At 66.6% G+C, this 18,242-nt stretch carries 19 protein-coding genes; 6 read left to right on the top strand and 13 right to left on the bottom strand.

What is annotated here, in order from left to right:
- The first annotated feature begins 34 nt into the window (after positions 1–34).
- Positions 35–1,681: a chaperonin GroEL gene (gene groL / locus ACO06P_RS20330; protein WP_420347049.1), complete on the top strand. Its 1,647-nt coding sequence runs from the start codon at positions 35–37 to the stop codon at positions 1,679–1,681.
- An 87-nt stretch (positions 1,682–1,768) separates the two neighbouring features.
- On the opposite strand, the gene ACO06P_RS20325 is transcribed toward groL, so the two are convergent.
- Positions 1,769–2,647 (bottom strand): MBL fold metallo-hydrolase, encoded by an 879-nt coding sequence (locus tag ACO06P_RS20325; RefSeq protein WP_420347048.1) that lies wholly within the window; start codon positions 2,645–2,647, stop codon positions 1,769–1,771.
- Positions 2,648–2,822: 175 nt separating this feature from the next.
- On the opposite strand from ACO06P_RS20325, the gene ACO06P_RS20320 reads away from it, so the two are divergent.
- The 3 genes from ACO06P_RS20320 to ACO06P_RS20310 are packed head-to-tail and all read left to right on the top strand — an operon-like array spanning position 2,823 to position 4,495.
- Positions 2,823–3,155 (top strand): ArsR/SmtB family transcription factor, encoded by a 333-nt coding sequence (locus ACO06P_RS20320; protein WP_420347047.1) that lies wholly within the window; start codon positions 2,823–2,825, stop codon positions 3,153–3,155.
- 14 nt (positions 3,156–3,169) lie between these two features.
- The gene (locus tag ACO06P_RS20315) at positions 3,170–3,700 is read left to right on the top strand and encodes a rhodanese-like domain-containing protein (RefSeq protein ID WP_420347046.1); all 531 of its coding nucleotides are present in this window, start codon (positions 3,170–3,172) and stop codon (positions 3,698–3,700) included.
- Between the two features lie 45 nt (positions 3,701–3,745).
- Positions 3,746–4,495, top strand: coding sequence for a DUF2161 family putative PD-(D/E)XK-type phosphodiesterase (locus ACO06P_RS20310; protein WP_420347045.1), 750 nt, complete (start codon positions 3,746–3,748; stop codon positions 4,493–4,495).
- On the opposite strand, the gene ACO06P_RS20305 is transcribed toward ACO06P_RS20310, so the two are convergent.
- A complete protein-coding gene (locus ACO06P_RS20305; protein ID WP_420347044.1) occupies positions 4,482–5,213 on the bottom strand; it encodes a DUF6683 family protein in 732 nt (243 codons plus the stop codon). The genes ACO06P_RS20310 and ACO06P_RS20305 overlap by 14 nt on opposite strands.
- 267 nt (positions 5,214–5,480) lie before the next feature.
- On the opposite strand from ACO06P_RS20305, the gene ACO06P_RS20300 reads away from it, so the two are divergent.
- On the top strand, positions 5,481–5,972 hold the full coding sequence (locus ACO06P_RS20300) for a PAS domain-containing protein (RefSeq protein ID WP_420347043.1): 492 nt from the start codon (positions 5,481–5,483) through the stop codon (positions 5,970–5,972).
- A 15-nt stretch (positions 5,973–5,987) separates the two neighbouring features.
- Here ACO06P_RS20300 and ACO06P_RS20295 read toward each other — a convergent pair whose 3' ends face one another.
- A complete protein-coding gene (locus tag ACO06P_RS20295; protein ID WP_420347042.1) occupies positions 5,988–6,893 on the bottom strand; it encodes a ribokinase in 906 nt (301 codons plus the stop codon).
- Positions 6,890–7,717 (bottom strand): class II aldolase/adducin family protein, encoded by an 828-nt coding sequence (locus tag ACO06P_RS20290; protein ID WP_420347041.1) that lies wholly within the window; start codon positions 7,715–7,717, stop codon positions 6,890–6,892. The genes ACO06P_RS20295 and ACO06P_RS20290 overlap by 4 nt, the downstream gene beginning before the upstream one ends.
- A gap of 240 nt (positions 7,718–7,957) precedes the next feature.
- On the opposite strand from ACO06P_RS20290, the gene ACO06P_RS20285 reads away from it, so the two are divergent.
- On the top strand, positions 7,958–8,506 hold the full coding sequence (locus tag ACO06P_RS20285) for a hypothetical protein (protein ID WP_420347040.1): 549 nt from the start codon (positions 7,958–7,960) through the stop codon (positions 8,504–8,506).
- Positions 8,507–8,518: 12 nt separating this feature from the next.
- Here the strand turns inward: ACO06P_RS20285 and ACO06P_RS20280 are convergent, their stop codons facing one another.
- The 9 genes from ACO06P_RS20280 to ACO06P_RS20240 form a co-directional block, all read right to left on the bottom strand.
- The gene (locus ACO06P_RS20280; protein WP_420347039.1) at positions 8,519–8,965 is read right to left on the bottom strand and encodes an RbsD/FucU family protein; all 447 of its coding nucleotides are present in this window, start codon (positions 8,963–8,965) and stop codon (positions 8,519–8,521) included.
- Between the two features lie 32 nt (positions 8,966–8,997).
- On the bottom strand, positions 8,998–10,527 hold the full coding sequence (locus tag ACO06P_RS20275; RefSeq protein ID WP_420347038.1) for an FGGY-family carbohydrate kinase: 1,530 nt from the start codon (positions 10,525–10,527) through the stop codon (positions 8,998–9,000).
- A complete protein-coding gene (locus tag ACO06P_RS20270) occupies positions 10,524–11,132 on the bottom strand; it encodes a dihydroxyacetone kinase subunit L (protein ID WP_420347037.1) in 609 nt (202 codons plus the stop codon). The genes ACO06P_RS20275 and ACO06P_RS20270 overlap by 4 nt, the downstream gene beginning before the upstream one ends.
- A 7-nt stretch (positions 11,133–11,139) precedes the next feature.
- Positions 11,140–12,132 carry a dihydroxyacetone kinase subunit DhaK gene (locus ACO06P_RS20265; RefSeq protein ID WP_420347036.1) on the bottom strand — a complete coding sequence of 331 codons (993 nt, stop codon included), beginning with the start codon at positions 12,130–12,132 and terminating at the stop codon, positions 11,140–11,142.
- Positions 12,133–12,324: 192 nt separating this feature from the next.
- A complete protein-coding gene (locus ACO06P_RS20260; protein WP_420347035.1) occupies positions 12,325–13,863 on the bottom strand; it encodes an ABC transporter substrate-binding protein in 1,539 nt (512 codons plus the stop codon).
- Positions 13,864–13,972: 109 nt separating this feature from the next.
- On the bottom strand, positions 13,973–15,079 hold the full coding sequence (locus tag ACO06P_RS20255) for an ABC transporter ATP-binding protein (RefSeq protein ID WP_420347034.1): 1,107 nt from the start codon (positions 15,077–15,079) through the stop codon (positions 13,973–13,975).
- Between the two features lie 3 nt (positions 15,080–15,082).
- A complete protein-coding gene (locus ACO06P_RS20250; RefSeq protein WP_420347033.1) occupies positions 15,083–16,201 on the bottom strand; it encodes an ABC transporter ATP-binding protein in 1,119 nt (372 codons plus the stop codon).
- Between the two features lie 4 nt (positions 16,202–16,205).
- Positions 16,206–17,045 (bottom strand): carbohydrate ABC transporter permease, encoded by an 840-nt coding sequence (locus ACO06P_RS20245; RefSeq protein WP_420347032.1) that lies wholly within the window; start codon positions 17,043–17,045, stop codon positions 16,206–16,208.
- A gap of 7 nt (positions 17,046–17,052) precedes the next feature.
- On the bottom strand, positions 17,053–18,075 hold the full coding sequence (locus ACO06P_RS20240; RefSeq protein ID WP_420347031.1) for a carbohydrate ABC transporter permease: 1,023 nt from the start codon (positions 18,073–18,075) through the stop codon (positions 17,053–17,055).
- Positions 18,076–18,242 lie beyond the last annotated feature (167 nt).

Here is an 18,242-nt window from a genome sequence, read left to right as displayed (position 1 = left end):
CGCCGGCAACCAAAACACGGAGGAGCATCCCAAGATGGCTGCAAAAGACGTCAAGTTTTCGACCGATGCCCGCGAGCGCATGCTGCACGGCGTCGACGTTCTGGCGGATGCGGTCAAGGTCACCCTGGGTCCCAAGGGCCGCAACGTCGTTCTCGACAAGTCCTTCGGTGCCCCGCGGGTGACCAAGGACGGCGTGACCGTCGCCAAGGACATCGAACTGAAGGACAAGTTCGAGAACATGGGCGCCCAGATGGTCCGCGAGGTCGCGTCCAAGACCAGCGATATCGCCGGCGACGGCACCACCACGGCCACGGTACTGGCCCAGGCGATCGTCCGCGAGGGCGTGAAGGCGGTGGCCGCCGGCATGAACCCGATGGACCTGAAACGGGGTATCGACAGCGCCGTGGAAGCCGTGGTGGCTGACCTGCAGAAGCGTTCCCGCAGAATTGCGTCCAACGACGAAATCGCCCAGGTCGGCACGATCTCGGCCAACGGCGATGCCGAGGTCGGGGCAATGCTGGCCGAGGCCATGGAGCGCGTCGGCAACGAGGGCGTGATCACGGTCGAAGAGGCCAAGTCGCTGGAGACCGAACTGGAAGTGGTCGAAGGCATGCAGTTCGACCGCGGCTACCTCTCGCCCTACTTCGTCACCGATGCCGACAAGATGCAGGCGGTGCTGGAAGACCCCTACATCCTGGTCCACGAGGCCAAGCTCAGCGGGCTGCAGTCCATGCTGCCGCTGCTGGAATCGGTGGTGCAGTCCGGCAAGCCGGTGCTGGTGATCGCCGAGGATGTGGAGGGCGAGGCGCTCGCCACCCTGGTGGTGAACCGCCTGCGCGGCGGCCTGAAGGTGGCGGCGGTCAAGGCGCCGGGCTTCGGCGACCGGCGCAAGGCCATGCTGCAGGACATCGCCATCCTGACCGGCGGCACCGCGGTCTCGGAAGACGTCGGGATCAAGCTGGAGAACGTCACCCTGGACATGCTGGGCCGCGCCAAGCGGGTGATCATCACCAAGGACGAGACCACCATCGTCAGCGGCGCCGGCAAGAAGAGCGACATCCAGGCCCGCTGCAGCCAGATCAAGGCGCAGATCGAGGAAACCACCTCGGACTACGACCGCGAAAAGCTGCAGGAGCGCCTGGCCAAGCTGTCCGGCGGCGTGGCGGTGATCCGCGTCGGCGGCGCCACCGAGGTCGAGGTGAAGGAGCGCAAGGACCGCGTCGACGACGCGCTTCATGCGACCCGTGCCGCGGTCGAGGAAGGCATCGTGCCGGGCGGCGGCGTCGCCCTGCTGCGCGCGGCCGCCAAGCTCGACAAGCTGGAGGGCGAAAACGAGGACCAGAAAGTCGGCATCCGCATTGTCCGCAAGGCGCTGGAGTCGCCGCTGCGCCAGATCGCGGTCAATGCCGGCGCCGACGGCTCCATCGTGGTCGGCAAGGTGCGCGAGCAGAAGGACCAGCAGGCGGGTTACAACGCCCAGAGCGGCCGCTACACCAACCTGGTGAAGGACGGCGTTATCGACCCCACCAAGGTGGTGCGCGCGGCCCTGCAGGATGCGGCCTCCATCGCCGGTCTGCTGATCACCACGGAAGCCATGGTCGCCGAAAAGCCGGAAGACAAGGCCCCGGCCATGCCCGGCGGCGCCCCCGGAATGGGCGGCATGGGCGATATGGGCTTCTAAGAGAAAGCCGAGTCAAAGCTCCGGGGCCGGTCGTCGACCGGCCCCTTTCTTTTTGTCCGGGGCCGGTTTCGGACTCCGACGTGCCGGTCAGACCCCGTCGACCGGGATCTTCAGGTAGGAGATGCCGTTGTCTTCCGGCGGCGGCAGGTGACCGGCGCGCATGTTCACCTGCACCGCCGGCAGCAGCAGCACCGGCATGGAGAGCCCGGCATCGCGCCCTTCGCGCAGGGCGACAAAGTCCTCCTCCCCCACCCCGTCGTGCAGGTGGATGTTCTTTTCCCGCTGCTCGGCCACCGTCGTCTCCCAGGCGAAGACATCGCGCCCCGGCGCCTTGTAGTCGTGGCAGAGGAACAGCCGCGTCTCGGACGGCAGCGCGAGAATGCGCCGGACGGAGCGGTAGAGCTGGCGCGCGTCGCCGCCGGGAAAGTCGGTGCGCGCCGAACCGTAGTCCGGCATGAAGAGGGTATCACCGACGAAGGCGGCATCGCCGATGACATAGGTGATGCAAGCCGGCGTGTGGCCCGGCGTCGACATCACTTCTGCCGTCAGGCCGCCGATGGAAAGCCTCTCGCCGTCCCGGAAAAGATGGTCGAACTGGCTGCCATCGGCGGCGAAGCCCCCATCCAGATTGTAGACACTGCGAAAGGCTTCCTGCACACGGCAGACCTCGGCGCCGATGCCGATGGTCCCGCCGAGCTGCTGCTGCAGGTAGGGCGCCGCCGTCAGATGGTCGGCATGGACATGGGTTTCCAGGATCCAGTCGACACCCAGACCCTGCGTCCGCACGAAGTCGATGATCCTGTCGGCCGAGGCGGTCGAGCGACGCCCGGACTTGGGATCGTAGTCGAGGACGGAATCGATGACCGCGGCCCGCCCGCCTCCGGGCTCGGCCACCACGTAGCTGACCGTGAAGGTCGCCTCATCGAAAAACGCCGTCACCTCGGGCCGGCCGGCCGCTTCATTCATCTCTGCACTCCCTGGCCGAATCGCTCATCGAGTCCCTGATATCGGAGCCGCTGCCTGCCTCTTCCATAACCTGCCCGCACGGGCCGCCACAATCCCAGCAGTACACCGCCGCAGTCCAGCCGTCCTTGACTGAACCCGATATCTTCATATATATGAATATATGAATGTTCAATCGATGCAGCAGTCCGCCACCCTGGCTGCCGACCTGATGAAGGCGCTGGCCAGCGAGAACCGGCTGATGATCCTCTGCCAGCTGGCCGAGGAGGAGAAAACGGTGGGGCACCTGGCGGAGACCCTGGGGCTGCGTCAGGCTGCGGTTTCGCAGCAACTGGCCCTGCTGCGCAAGGACGGTCTGGTCGCCGCCCGGCGCGAGGGGCGGCAGATCCACTATCGGCTGAGCGGGCGTGAAGCGCGGGCGGTGATCGCCCTGCTCTACGACCTCTTCTGCCGCCACAATCGGGAACAGACGCAGAGCGCGCCGTCCGCGGCGCTGCAGGACGCAGGCTAAGGAGACCCAAAGCGATGCAGACACTGAAGACCATCGGCGCCGAGGCGGCGAAGACCATGCTGGATCAGGATCAGGCCGTCCTGATCGATATCCGCGAAAGCGACGAGTTCGCCCGCGAGCACATTCCGGGCGCGCATCACGTGCCGCTTTCGGGCTTCGACGCGGGCGACTTTCCCGGCGCGCGCGACAAGACCGCGATCTTCCACTGCGCCAGCGGCTCCCGCACCGCCGAAGCCGCGCCGCGCATCCTGGCCAGCGGCTTTGCCGCGGTCCGCCAGCTCGATGGCGGGCTTGCCGGCTGGAAGGCCGCCGGCATGGCCACCCGCGTCAACCGCCGGGTGCCGATCTCCATGCAGCGCCAGGTACAGATCACCGCCGGCCTGATGGTGCTGCTGGGCGTGCTGCTGGGCTTTGCCCTCTCGCCCTGGTTCTTTGTGCTGTCCGGTTTCGTCGGCGCCGGCCTCACCTTCGCAGGCCTTTCCGGCACCTGCGGGATGGCCAGGCTGCTCGGCCTCATGCCCTGGAACCGCGCCCTGACGACGTGAGTCCCCCACTGGTCCGGCCGAGGCGCGGGCGTTAGACTCACGGGCGTGGGATTCGCCAAGGAAGAAGATCTCTACGCCCCCGTCAAAGCCTTCTTCGAGGGCCAGGGCTACGTGGTGAAGGCCGAGGTGCGCGGCTGCGACCTGGTCGCCCGCCGCGGTGAGGACCCTCCGGTCATCGTCGAGTTGAAGACCGGCTTCACCCTGCCCCTGGTCCTGCAGGGCATCGACCGTCTGGCACTCAGCGATCATGTCTATCTTGCAGTCGGTGTTCCGGCCCGGCCCGCCCGCGGCAGTCTGTGGCGCCGCGAACGCCGCGGCATCCTGAAGCTCTGCCGCCGCCTGGGCCTCGGCCTGCTGGCGGTGCATGAAGCGACGGCCAGCAAGGACCCGCTGGTGGAGCCGCTGCTCGACCCCCTGCCCTACCAGCCGCGCCCCAACCGGAAGCGCCAAGGGCTGCTGCTGAAGGAGTTCGCCCATAGGATCGGCGACCCGAACACCGGCGGCCAGACGCGCCGGCCCATCGTCACCGCCTACCGCCAGGCCGCGCTCGCCTGCGCCGCCCTGCTCAGGGAAAGCGGCCCGACCAAAGCCGCCGCCGTGGCCGAGGCGACCGCCGTCGCCGGCGCCCAGCGCATCCTGCAACGGGATGTCTACGGCTGGTTCCAGCGGGTCGAGCGCGGCGTCTACGCCCTCTCGCCCAAAGGCGCGGAAGCGCTCGCCCTTTACGCCGACGTGGTGACGTCGTTATCGGAACACCGCAGACTGGATCGACCCGCCAAGGCTAGCGCGCGCTGAAGCCGCTTGCCGTCAATTTGGCCTGACGCAGATCCTGGCCGAAGGTGGTCTTCCACATCGCGTTGACCCCATCGGCGTAGCGCGCCAGGGCCGCCGGCCCTTCGCGATTGAGCGCGCTCAGCCAGCCCGCGTGCATGACCACGAAGAGACGCATCAGTTCCTCGTCCATGTCGCGCCGCAGCGCCTCCGCGGCGAAGCGCGGATCTGCCGCCATGGCCGCCGCGTTCTGGGCGAAGGCCGCCTGCACGGCGCCGGCCGGCGGTTCCTGCCTGTCGTTGGCGATCAGCCAGGCCAGCACCTCGTAGGCGGTGACCGAGCCGGCGAGGTTGCGGTGCGGCAGGCCATAGGGGCCGACGATGCCGCGGTAGACCTCGGCGAAGTCGTGCCGGGCGAACTGCCGGGCCAGCGTTTTGCCGGCCTGCGGATTGGACCGGGAAACCCGGGCAACGATCTCGGTCTCCACCTTCGCGGCCGAAATCGCGTCGCTGGTATAGGCAAAGTCTGTCGGAGCGCCGCGCTGATCGCGCAGGGTCTCCGCCTTTGCGCTGAAGGACGAGCCCGTATCGGGGGTCACCGTCAGCATCATGGCCCGGGTCGTGGTCTGCGAGGTCGTCACGCCGGCAAAATGCTGGGAACTGAGGGCGACGAAGTCCTGGGCCTGGGCTGCAAGCGGACATCCCAGGATCAGCAGCAGGGCTGCAAGATACCGTCCCGTCATGGCTGCTCCTCTCCGGTCAGCAACAGCAAAGGCCCATAGTGAACATCGCAGACATGACCGTTTGTAGATTCGCAGGAGCATTTTCCGCGGCGCCATCGACCGGGGCGCGCCGGCGGATAGCGGCGAACATGCGGACCGGCTCTTCCACCTCCGGCTCAAGATCACCGCCCCTGCAATCAAATCAATTCAATTATACTGCTTTGTTTAGATTCTCTTTCGTACTCTCGGTCATCCTGTGGTGAGAGGGAACCGTCAGAGGAAGAGTCCGTGCCGCACCCATCGCCGTCCGAGCCCGGCTTCCTGGAGCACTGCCCGAAGGAGGTCGTGGAAATCTTCCGGTACTGGGAGGCAAAGCGCGGCGACCGCCCGATGCCGCGGCGTGCGGACATCGATCCGGCAGACATCCCACGGCATCTGCCGGGCATTCTGCTGGTCGACGTCGAAAGCGTCGATAACCACGGTGTCGGCGTGTTTCGTTACCGCGTCGTCGGCACAGCGGAAGTCACCTTGCGGGGCCACGACCCCACCGGCAAGCGCATCGAGGAAGGCTTCTGGGGCCCCAGCCTCGAAGATGTCATCGACTCCTACGAGCACGTCCGCAAGAAGCGCACCTACCTTTACGACCCCAACGCCTACGTGACGCCCGGAGGCCGCCGGAGCAAGGAAAGCACGATCTTTTTGCCGCTGTCAGAGGACGGCGTCTCCGTGACCCAGGTCCTGGTCTACTCCATCAGCCACGAAAGAGGCGCCGGCGCCTGACCTGCCATCGTTTCGTCAGGTGAGCTCGGCAAGCTGGGCGGCGATCTCCTTGCCCTTGGGCAGGCTGGGCTGGGCGCCGACGGAGCGGCAGGCGAGGCTGCCGGCCACCGCACCCTGGCGCAGAGCCTGATCCATCGGCCGGCCCTGATCGAGCGCAGCCGCGAAGGCGCCGACAAAGGCATCGCCGGCGGCCGTAGTGTCGACCACTTCGGTCGGCAGGGCCGGCACCGAGAAGCGGCCGGAGGGTCCGAAGGACCGGGCGCCGGCCGCGCCCAGGGTGACGATGCAATCCAGATCGAAGTCCGCCGCGATCTTGCCGGCGACAGCCTCCGGATCGGTGTCGGCGATGCCGAGCTGCGCCCCGAGCTGGCCCGCCTCTGTCTCGTTGACAACCAGCACATCGAGCTGGCGCAGCGTCTCCTCCGGGATCGGACCGGCGGGCGCGAGGTTCAGCACCACCCGAGCGCCCTTCGCCTTGGCGATGCCCACCGCCTTCCAGTTCTCCGCATGGGTGATTTCCATCTGCAGCAGGAGAACGTCATCGGAGGTGAGGCCGGCCGCATCCAACTGCGCGGCCCTGCTGTCCAGGTTGGCGCCACTGGCGACGAAGATAAGGTTCTCGCCGGCGGCATCGACGGCGATGAAGGCGCAGGCGGTCTGCTCCGGGCTTTCGGCAACCAGGCTGAGGTCGACGCCGCCCGCGCGCATACCGGAAAGCGCAAGATCGCGGAAGCCGTCGTTGCCGACCGAGCCGATAAAGCGCACCGGTGCACCGGCCAGGGCCGCGGCCAGCGCCTGGTTGGCCCCCTTGCCCCCAGGCACCACGGTGTAAGCCGGCCCGGTCACCGTCTCTCCCGGTGCCGGCAGGTGTTTCACCTGGGTGACAAGGTCGGCACTCAGGGAGCCGAAGACAGTGATCATGCCGCTGGTTCTCGTGCCGACCTGGAGGTCTTGGCCGCCCGCTTCCCGGGCTTGCGCGCCGCCTTGGCCCTGCCGGCAGATTTCTTGGCGCCGCGTCTGGCGGTGCCGTTGGCGGCTTTTGGGGCGTCGCGGCGCGGCGGGGGTTCGACGGCCAGGGCTTCGCCCTTGGCGAGATCCTTGCTCTGCTTGCCGTAGCTCTTGAAGCGCGCCAGGACGTTGGTCATCTCGCGCTTGTTCAGGATGTTCGGCTTGCCCATCTGGCGCGCGATCCAATACTGCTGGGCCAGGGTTTCCACCTCGCCCGCCAACCACAACGTCTTGTCGAGGTCCTTGGCGAAGCAGATCATCCCGTGGTTCGCCAGCAGGCAGGCCGAGCGCCCCTGAAGCGCCTTCAGCATGTTGCCCGAAAGCTCCTGGGTGCCGAAGGTCGCATAGTCGGCGCAGCGGATGTTGGTGCCGCCGGCGACCCCGATCATGTAGTGGAAGGCCGGAATGCGCTCCTGCAGTGAGGCCAGCGCCGTGCAGTAGATCGAATGGGTGTGCACCACCGCCCCCGCTTCCGGCTTGTTCAGGTAGATGTCGTAGTGCATCCGCCATTCGCTCGACGGCAGATAGTCGCCGAAGTAGCCGCCGCCAAGGTCCATCTCGACGATCTGCTCGGGCTTCATCTTCTCGTAGGGGATGCCGGAGGGCGTGATCAGGAAGCCGCCCTCGATACGGGCGGAGATGTTGCCGGAGGTGCCCTGGTTGATGCCAAGCTCGTTCATCTTCAAACAAGCCGCGATGATCGCTTTGCGCAGGCTGAGGTGCGTTGGATTGGCCATGGTGCCCTGTCACGTGGCTGGAATGGAGCCGGCACTCTATCCGCCGCACCCCGGCGGTTCAACCACACCCCGGTGAAAAGGCCGGAAATCCGGGGCAGAGGACGGTCCTGGGCGGCCTCCGCGGCCGCCTGCCGGACTCGCCTGCGCTGATACCATTGAAACGATTACTCCCCTGAGAGGAGGTCATCGGGAAACAGCAGGCCGCCAGAGTGCAGACTCCATCCTGTCCGGAGAAAGTCGATGCCGAAGGCCCTCACCCTTTGGGCCCTGGTGCTTAGCGCCCTGGCCGCCGTTGCCTGCGAGGCCGTGCCCTTGGGCGCAAGGTCAGAGCCCCCTCCCGGGGCCGCCCTCAACCTGCAGACCCCCGAAGGCTGGACCCTGGCACAATCCATAGAAGAAGAGGGCGACCGCAGATCCCGCCTCTGGCTGCGGCGCGACGAATCCCTGGATGGTTGGACGCAGCGCGTCGCCCTGAGGTCCTGGAACGGCAAGGGTCCCGGCGAGGGCAGCCTGCGCAGGCTGCTGGACCGGCGCCTGGGCCAGTTCCAGGTGAGCTGCCCCGGCGCCCTTACCTGGCGCGTCTTGGAGGATCACGGCCACGGCCTGCTCTACGAGGTGGTCGCAGAGCCCTGCCTGGGCTTCGCGGCCCATCACATGGTTGGCTATCTGATGGAGACCGCCGATGGCCGCCACGATCTGAGCTACATCCGCAAGGGCGGCGTCCTCACCGAGGGGCCGCGCCATGCCTGGCTCACCTGGGTCCAGCAGTTGCGAAGCACAGCGATCTGAGCGTTCCGCGGACTAGAAAAAGATCACGCCTTTCTTCAGCAGGAAGCAGCCGTAGGCCCGCCCCTCCGTCGTGGCGACCACGGCATAGGCCTTTTTCGCCTCCTCGTAGAAGGCGAAGCGCTCGACGGAGGCCATGGGCAGGGCCTGACCCTCAGCATCGTCGATCTCCCGCTGCACCTCCTGCTGGACCTCCGGGATCTCATCGGGCGCGCCGACGATTTCCATACGCCGGGCCGGCGCCTCGACGAAACTGTCGAGCGGGAACACCGAGAGGATGGCGCTGACCGCCTGCACCGCATCGACGCCGTCGAGCCGCACCAGCTTGCCCACCACCGTCTGCCGCGCGACGGAATCCGCCGGGAAGTTGGCGTCGACAACGACGAGGTCGTCGCCATGCCCCATGGCCGCGAGCACCCGCAGCAGATCGGGACTCAGGATCGGATCGATGTTTTTCAACATGGCCTAGGGCCTCCCTCTTTTACGGCAGCACTCTAACCCTGATCCGGCGCCGCTGCGAGCGGCCGGATGATGCCGGAGAGCGCCGGGTAGGCGTGCTTGTAGGCCTCGTAAAAGGGCCTGTAGGCTTCGTGCCGCTGCGGATCCGGCTCCACGACCCGTTCCACCGCCACCATGGCATCGGCCGCAGTGGGGATGTCCGGAAACTGCCCGGCCGCCACGGCAGCCAGAATGGCGCAGCCCAGGCTGGGTGCGTCTGGCACCCGGGTGAGGCTCAAGGGCACGTTGGACACATCCGCATGGATCTGCAGCCAGAGGTCGGAGCGCGTGGCGCCGCCGGCGATAACGATCTCGCGCGGCTGGAAACCGTGGCCGCGCATGGTCTCCAGGATATGTTCGCTGCCGAAGGCGATGCCTTCGATGATGGCGCGGAACATGTGCCCGCGGCCGTGCTTCAGCGTCAGGCCGGCAAAGGCGCCGCGCGACAGCGGGTCGGTATGGGGCGTGCGGTTGCCCTGGAAGTGATCCTGAACGATGAGGCCTTCGGAACCGGGCGGCAGATCTCTCGCTTCCACGTTCAGGTCGTCATAGGTGACGCCGCCGCCCAACAGCTCGCGGAACCACTTCACCACCGAGCCGGTCGAGGTCTGGCCGCCCTCGACCACATGGAGGCCGGGGATGACTGCATCGGCGTAAGTGCCCCATATGCCGGCGCCGTGAAAGGCCGTCTCGCTGAGTCCGAGGTGCAGGTGGGACGAACCCGTCAGGAAAGCGAGTGAGCCCGGGCGCACGACGCCCAGCCCGATCATGCCGATGAAGGCATCGGCGCCGCCCTGGGCCACCGGCAGGTCCTTCGGCAGGCCCAGATGCTCCGCCGCGCGGGCCGTAAGGCCGCCGATCACCGCTCCCAGCGGCAGCACCTCCGACGGCCACTTGTCCATCAGCGCATCAATGCCGAGCTTAGCCAGAAGCCCGGGCTGAAAGCCGCCGTCGGCGGCCAGGTAGTGCCAGCGGATCGCCGCGTTGTTGATGCTGGCCACCCGGCGCCCGGTGAGATGATAGTTCAGGTAGTCCTGGTACTCGCAAATCGTGGCGGCGCGGTCGAAGGTCTCCGGCTCATGGCGCTGCAGCCAGAGCGCCTTGGGGATCATCCATTCCGCCGAAACCGGACCTGCCCCACCCCCGTTGATCTTCAGCGCCGCATCGCCGCTGGCGACGACGCGCTCGGTTTCCTCCGCGGAGCGCACGTCCATCCAGATCAGCGCCGGGCGCAGCGCCTCGCCCTTATCATCCAGGGCGACGACGCTGCAGCAGGTGGTGTCGAGGGCGAGCGCCGCCACCGCGTCGGGAGCAATGCCGGCCTCCTGCACCGCCTGGCGCACCGAGGCGCCGAGCGCCGCCCACCAGTCCTTCGGGTTCTGCTCCGCCCAGCCGGGCTGGGGAAAGTCCGTGCGATAGGGCGTTGCGGCGAAGGCCAGCGGCCGGCCGGCAAGGTCGAAGACACCGGCGCGCAGGGATTCCGTGCCGCCGTCGATGCCGATCACATAGGGGCCGTCACCGCTCATCCTTTCAGCCCTTCCAGAAGCGCGCGGAAGGCCAGCATGCCGGGATCGTCCAGGCCGACCGATTTCTCGGCGAACATGCGGGCGCGCCCCTGGCGCGCCGGCTGGCTGCGCATGCGCTCCATCGTCTCCTCCGTCGCCTTCAGCGCCGCCTGATGCAGCGGGCCCGGCGCGTCCAAACTCTCTGTCGCAGCACGGACCGCCTCCAGAACGTCCAGCACCGTCTTCTCGCCCAGTGCGCCCTTGCCGCGTGCCATCATCGCCTCCAGCGCGCCGCCGAGCAGCGCCGAGGTCTCCGACCAGGGCACGGCCTCGCGGCCCTTGCAGGCCTTGGCCGCAGCCATCAGCCCCGTCGCCAGGAGGGTGCCGTAGCTGGAGCCGGAGGTCTTGGTGAAGGCCTGGGCGCAGCGCATGAAGGCCATGCCCAGGTCATCCGGCAAATCGTCGGTAATCTCGATCAGCCCGCGGGCGCCGCGCTGCATGGTGACACCAAGATCGCCGTCGCCCAGCCTGGCGTCGGCCTCGTTGAGGAAGGCGGCCTGCGCCTCCAGATGCGCTGCCAGGCCTGGCAGCGCAGCCCCAAGGCCGGCACTGGTGAGCTCCGCCATGACCTGCCTAGACCTGCCAGAAGGCGCAGGCGGCCGGCGCCTTCAACAGCGCCTCCAACTCGTCGTCCAGACGGCACCAGGTGAACGTGGCGCCGGTCATCTCCATGGAGGTGGCATAGCGGCCCACCAGGGGCATGACCATGGTGACGCCGAGGTCGTCGAGCCGCGCCTTGGCGCGGCGGTACATGATGTAGAGCTCCTCCGGCGGGGTGGCGCCCAGGCTGTTGACCAGCAGGGAGATGCGCTCGCCCTTGGACAGGGGCATGTCGGCCAGCAGGCGGTCGACCATCTCGTCGGTGATGGCATCGGCGGATTTCAGCTTGTCGCGCCAGATGCCCGGCTCGCCGTGAATACCCATCCCCATCTCCATCTCGTCCTCCCCGATCTCGAAGGTGGGTTTGCCGGCCTGCGGCACCGTGCAGGGGGTGAGCGCCATGCCGATGGAGCGGCAGGCATCGGCGGTCTTTTGGGCAACCCGCGTCACCTCGCTCAGATCGGCCATCTCTTCGGCCTTGGCGCCGGCGCACTTGAAGGCATAGACCATGCCGGCGACGCCGCGGCGCTTGGCCGCCTCCTCCGGCGGCGCGGAGACGATGTCGTCGGCCAGCAGTACGGTGGTGGAGGCGATGTCCTCCATCTCCAGCATTTCGCCGGCCATGTCGAAGTTCATCACGTCGCCGCCGTAGTTGCCGTAGAGGCGCAGGATTCCGGCCCCGCCATTGGCGTGGCGCATGGCGGCGGCCATCTGCTCGACGGAGGGCGAGGCGAAAACGTCGCCGATGGCAGCCGCATCCAAGAGCCCCTTGCCGACATAGCCGGTGAAGATCGGCAGGTGACCGGAGCCACCACCGGTCACGATGCCCACCTTCCCCTGAGTGGCGCCGCCGGCGCGGGCGATCACCCGGGCTTCGGGCTGGGCGTAGAATTCCGGATGGGCCATGCAGAGGCCCTCCAGCATCTCATCCACATAGCTGAAGGGATCGTTGAGAATCTTCTTCATGATGCCTGCCCTCCGTCGGGAGCCTTACCGGCCAAACCTGCACGGCGATTGCCAACCAAAAAAGATCCCCCACCCTGACCCTCCCCCACAAGGGGGGAGGAAAGGAGACCCCAACGGCCTCTTGGTGCCCCCTCCCCCTTGATGGGGGAGGGATGGGGTGGGGGTGACGCTTACTTCCGCGATGTCAGACGCTCAGATCTTGTAGCCGAGCGCCCGGGCCCCATCGATGAAGTTCTTGTACTGCCGCTTCTGGCTGTCGAGGCCGAGCTTCTGGGCGATCTGCGCCCATTCCTCCGCCGCCTCGTCCAGCGCCTGCTGGCTGGTCAGTTCGCCGGAGACGGCCTTGGAGATGTTGCGCCCCAGGGCGTCGGCGTATTCCGGCGTGCCTTCCCAGAAGAACTGCGGATAGCCGACCTCGACGTTGGCGAGACCGGCGTCGAGGTGGTTCTTGGCGGTCTCGAAGTTCTTGAAGATGCCGGCGTTGGTCGACCACAGCTCGTTGTCGGTGCCGCGCTGCGGATTGGCCTGCAGATAGAGCTGCGCCGCGGCATCGCCGTAGTGGGTCTTGCCGTAGGGGTCGGAGCCGCAGTACTCGTCGGCCACCATCTCGTTGGAGTAGTCGGGATGGGACATGCGGTAGATGAAGTAGAAGGCCGCGTCCTTCACATCCTGCGGGATGTTCTTGGGGATGGAAGCGGTGCGGCACCACAGCGAGATCGCCCGGTTGGTGATCGAGCCGTCGTCGTTCAGCCAGCCCGGGACGATGGCACCGCGCTGGTCTTCCGCCAGTTCCGGGCCCTGCTGCTGCACCGTGAACTCTGACAGGTCGATCCACCAGACCGACATGACGTCGGAGCCGGACTGCCAGCGCTGGATGGTGGTGCCGATGTCCATGGCCTCGGCGCCCGGCGGGCCGAACTTGATGATCTCCTTGTAGATATCCAGGCTCTCCGCCGCCTTGCCCTGGTTGATGGTGGGGTTCATGTTCTCATCGAAGTAGTTCACCCCGGCGGAGGCGGCGATATCCATCCAGAAGCCCCAGCCGAAGTTCGGCGGATTCACCACCATGGAAGTGCCGTAGACGCCCTGGCTGCTCAGTTCCTCGGTGAAGAACTGGGTGGCATCGACGAAGTCGAGCCAGGTCTTCGGCACCTCCAGTTCGCGCTGGAAGCGCTTGGAGAACTTGCTGCGCAGTTCGGCATCCTGGAAGTAGCTGTTGCGGTAATGCAGGATGTGGATGTCGCCGTCCAGCATCACGCCGTAGGTCTTGTTGTCCCACTTGGTGTAGAACTCGCGGTAGGCCGGCATGACCCAGTCGAGATAGTCCTGGCTGCCTGCGTACTGCGCGAAGTAGTCGTCCAGCGGCTCCAGTTGGCCGGTCTCGGCGAATGCGCCGAAAAACAGGCTGGGGAACTGCACCCAGTCGAAGCGCGGGCGGCGGGACAGAAGCTGCGGCAGGATCTTCGCCACCGCGTCGCCGCCGTCATACATCTCGCGGCTCTTGATGCCGACGCCTGCCTCTTTCATGAGATGCGGCGAAAGCCAGAGCGGCGAGTGCAGCCAGTTGGAATCCTGGAAGTAGGTCAGCTCCACGTCCTTGAAGAGCTTCTTGCCCGGCGGCACCGCCGTTGCGCCCAATGAGGCACCGGGCATCAGACCCCCGGCCGCCGCGGCGCCGGCGGCCGCCCCTTGCAGGAACTTTCGCCGCGTAAATCCGCTAAAGAGACCCATAGCTGCTTCCTCCCTCTTCGATTGGCCGGCCCTCTTCGGTGCCGGGCGGTTCCGCGCCCTGAAAGATCGACCGCCGAGGCCGGTCCCTGCGCGCCTGTTTTCTGACCGTCTAAAGAATAATCAACTCCGTCTTGCCACTGAACACCATCACGTCGTCGAGCGCGTAGTGCACCCGTACCTTGTCGCCGCGCTGCGCTGCCGTGTCGGCATCGACTACGGCGCGAAAGGTCTGCCGGCCATTGACCATGGTGAGGATGGAGCGCTCACCCAGGTACTCGTTGATCGCCACCTCCGCCTCCAGCGCCGGCAGGCTGGGGTCGCCGCCCAGATGCAGCGCCTGGGGCCGGATCCCCACCGTCAGCTGTTTCTCGTTCCAGCGCGCGATACGCTGGGCATGGCCTTCCTCCAACGCAATCTCCAGGTCCGTGCCCTGGACCTTCAGAACCGTGCCGTTACCGCCGGTGAAGAGCTCCGCCTCGAAGAAGTTGGTCGGCGGCTCGCCGATGAAGTCGGCCACGAAGACGTTGGCGGGCGTGTGATAGAGATCGTTGCGCGTGCCCACCTGCTGCAGTTCCGCGTGGCTCATAACCGCCACCCGGTCGGCCAGCGCCAGGGCCTCGACCTGGTCGTGGGTCACATAGACCATGGTCTTCTTCATTTCCTGATGAATGGCCTTCAGGTCGAAGAGCATCTGGAACTTCAGGTGCGCATCGATGTGGCTCATCACCTCGTCGAGGATGAAGACCGCCGGGTCGCGGATGAGGGCACGGCCGAGGCTGACGCGCTGCTGCTGGCCGCCGGAAAGGGCGCTGGGCCGCTGATCGAGGATGTCGTCGATGCGCAGGATCTCGGCGATCTCCCGCGCCTTCCTGCGGCGCTCTGCCGGCGCGACTCCGCGCACCTCCAGGGGGAAGGCCAGGTTCTCCTCGATGGTGAAGTTGGGGTAGAGCGCGTAGGTCTCGAAGGCCATGGCCACGTTGCGGGCCTGGGAGTCCAGTCTGTTGACCAGGGTGTCGTCGAAATGGATCTCGCCCGAGGTGATGTCCTCCAGCCCGACGATCATGCGCAGGGTCGAGGTCTTGCCGCAGCCCGAGGGGCCGAGCAAAGCGACGAACTCGCCATCGTTGATGGTGAGGTTCAGGTCGCTCACCGCATGCACCTCGTGGTGGCGCGAGCGGTAGACCTTGTTCACGTCCTTCAGGGAAACCCGCGCCATATCTCAGGCCACCATCACGTTGCGGCCGCTGTCGGCATCGAAGTAGAGAAAGGTCTCGTTGCGCAGAGAAAGCCGCACCGGCTCGCCATGCTGGAAGACGGCGTTGGGGGGCGTCAGCGCCGTCAGCCTCACGCCACCGCTTTCCGCCACCAGAATGCCGGCAGCGCCGAGCGCTTCGTAAATCGACACCGTGGCGTCGACGACGGCATCGCCATTCGCCGTCTCTCCGTTCGCGACCACCTGGACATGCTGGGGGCGGATGCCGACGGTGATGCGCCCGGCGCCGCGGCCGGAGAGACCGGAGAGCACCGAGCGATGCGGCCCCGCCACCGGCAGGGTCAGGCTCGCGCCTTCCGCGGTGAACTTCAGGTCGTCGCCGGACGACGCCAGCGAGGCCTCGACCACGTTGATGCTCGGCTGGCCCAGGTGCTGGGCGACGAGAAGATGCTGCGGCTGCTGGAACAGCTCCCGCGCCGAGCCCACCTGAACCAGCCCGCCGTGACCCATGACGCCGATGCGGTCGCCCAGCGAGAGCGCCTCGGCATAGTCGTGGGTGACGTAGAGGGTCGCCACGGAGCGCAGTTCCTCCAGGGTGTGGAACTGCAGGCGCAGCTCGTGGCGGATCTTGGCGTCGAGATGGCTGATGGGTTCGTCCAGCAGGAACACATCGGGCTGGGCGACGAGGGTGCGGCCCAGCGCGGTGCGCTGCTTCTGCCCGCCGGAGATCTCGCCCGGGCGGCGGTTCAGCAGCTGTTCGATGCGCAGCAGCTGCGCCACCGCCACCACGGTTTCGGTGATCTGGCTCTTGGACAGGCGCCGCGCCCGCAGGGGGCTGGCGATATTCTCGAACACCGTCAGATGGGGATAGAGCGCATAGCTCTCGAAGGTCATGGCGACCTTGCGGCGGTAGGGCGGCAAAGCGGTGAGGTCGCGCCCGCCGACGCGGATGGTTCCGGCATCGGGCCGCTCCAGCCCGGCGACGAGGCGCAGCAGCGTGGTCTTGCCGATGCCGCTGGGGCCGACGACGACGAAGAACTCGCCCTCCTCCACCGTCAGGTCCAGGCGGTCGATGACCGGAAAGTCCCAGCCCTTGCAGAGTCCCTCGATTTCAAGTCTCGACATCGCTTCAGCCTTTCACAACGCCGAGAGAAAGGCCGCGCACCATGTAGCGGCGCAGCAGGATGAAGAGGAGCACCGGCGGCAGCATGGCGATGAGGCTGAAGGCCATCTGCAGGTTCCAGAGGGTCTGGCTGCCGTGGGTGAAGGTCGGGATGACGATGGTGTAGGTGCGCACGTCGGTGCCGACCAGCAGGTTGGCGAAGAGGTATTCGTTCCAGGCGAAGATCCAGCACAGCATGGCGACGGAGATCATGCCCGGCAGCACCAGCGGCAACGTCACCTTGAAGAAGGCGCGGAAGGGGGTGTAGCCGTCCAGATAGGCCGCCTCCTCCAGTTCCCGCGGCGCGTCGCGGAAAAAAACCATCATCAGCCAGGTCGCCAGCGGCATGTTGAAGACCAGGTAGAGGATGATCAGGGAGATATGGCTGTCGGTGCCCCAGGGCGTCGCGTCGAAGAGGAAGAACATCGGCAGCACCACGGCGACCGGCGGGAACATGCGGTTTGAGAGCACCCAGAAGGCCAGGTTCTCGCCACCGGCCTGGCGCGGAAAACGGGCGAAGGCATAGCCCGCCAGGGTGCCCAGGAAGAGCGAGGCCAGGGTGTTGCCGGTGGCGATGATGAAGCTGTCGACCAGGGCGTTGAAGTTGGAGGCCTCGGCGAAAACCGAGACGAAGTTCTGCGGATGCCAGACCTCCGGCCAGAAGGTCGGGATGGTGCGGTTGGTCTCCGCCGCCGACTTGAAGGCGGTGATGACCTGCCAGTAGAAGGGGAACAGCGTGATCAGCAGCCACAGGCCCATGAAGGACAGGAACAGCAGCTTGACGAGGCGGTAGTTGGATTTGCTCATGCCGCCCTCACGCAAATCCCTGCGCCTTCAGCACCTTCTTCAGATACTTCAGGAAGAGGGTGATGAGCACGGCGGAGACGATGAAGATGACGATGGCGTAGGCCGCCGCCTCGCCGATGGCGAACTCGCGGATGCCGCGCTGGAAGGCGATGTAGGCCGGCAATTCGGAAGACTGGGCCGGCCCGCCGGAAGTCATGATGAAAACCAGGTCGACGAACTTGAAGGCATCCATGAAGCGCACGATGAAGGCGATGGCAATCACCTCCTTCAGCATCGGCAGGGTGATGCGCCTGAGCGTGGTCCAGGCGCCCGCCCCGTCGACCCGCGCCGCCTCATAGACCGCCGGCGGCAGGGAGACACGGCCCGAGTAGACGATCAGCAGCGGCAGCGCCGTCCAGTTCCAGACGTCTGCGATGATGATGGTCCAGAGCGAGAGCCCGGCGTTGAACCACTCGATATGCTGGTCGATGAGCCCCAGGTTCAGGAGCGCCTGGTTGATGGCGCCGTTGGAGGGGGTGAGCAGGAACTTCCACAGCACGCCGACGATCGAGGGCGGCAGCATCATCGGCAGCACCATGGCGATCAGCAGGACGACCCGAAGGGCGTTGCTCTTCACCAGTTCATAGAGGATGAGGGCCAGGATTGTGCCGAGGATCACCTGCAGACAGGCGCCGAAGGTGAGGTAGATGCCCAGATGCACCACCGAATCGCCGAAGCGGTCGGAGTTCAGCACCGTGGCGAAGTTCTCGAAGCCGATATAGTTCCAGTTGCCCTGGAACAGTCGCATCATGTTGGTGTCATGCAGCGCATGGTAGAACATCCAGACCGTCGGATAGACCACGATGCAGAACAGCACCAGCACCGGCAGGCCGACCAGGGCGATGGGCACCCAGCGCGCGACGATCAGGTTGGCGCGCGGCTTGCGCGTCGTGAACCATTCCGGGTAGGTCGCGGGATCGCCGCGGTCCAGCGGGCCCGCCGTCTCAGGCTGCGCGCCGGGGAGTTCCGCGGCCGCGGTGGTCTCCGCCATCAGGCGCGCACCGGCGTCAGAAAGGCTTCAAAACGTCCGGATACCGCAGGGTCTCCTGCGCAGCCCGCCGTGCATTTCCCAGCGCAGTTCTCCACTGCACAATCGATTGCAGAACGGACCGAAACGACCCCCCACGCGGCCGAGGCTGCACCAGCCTGCATGCCCTC

The sequence above is a fragment of the Pelagibius sp. genome, assembly GCF_965227505.1.
In the GTDB taxonomy this organism is placed as follows: domain Bacteria; phylum Pseudomonadota; class Alphaproteobacteria; order Kiloniellales; family Kiloniellaceae; genus Pelagibius.
The sequence above is the reverse complement of the archived record's forward strand: the minus strand, read 5'-3'. Positions and strand labels throughout refer to the sequence as shown.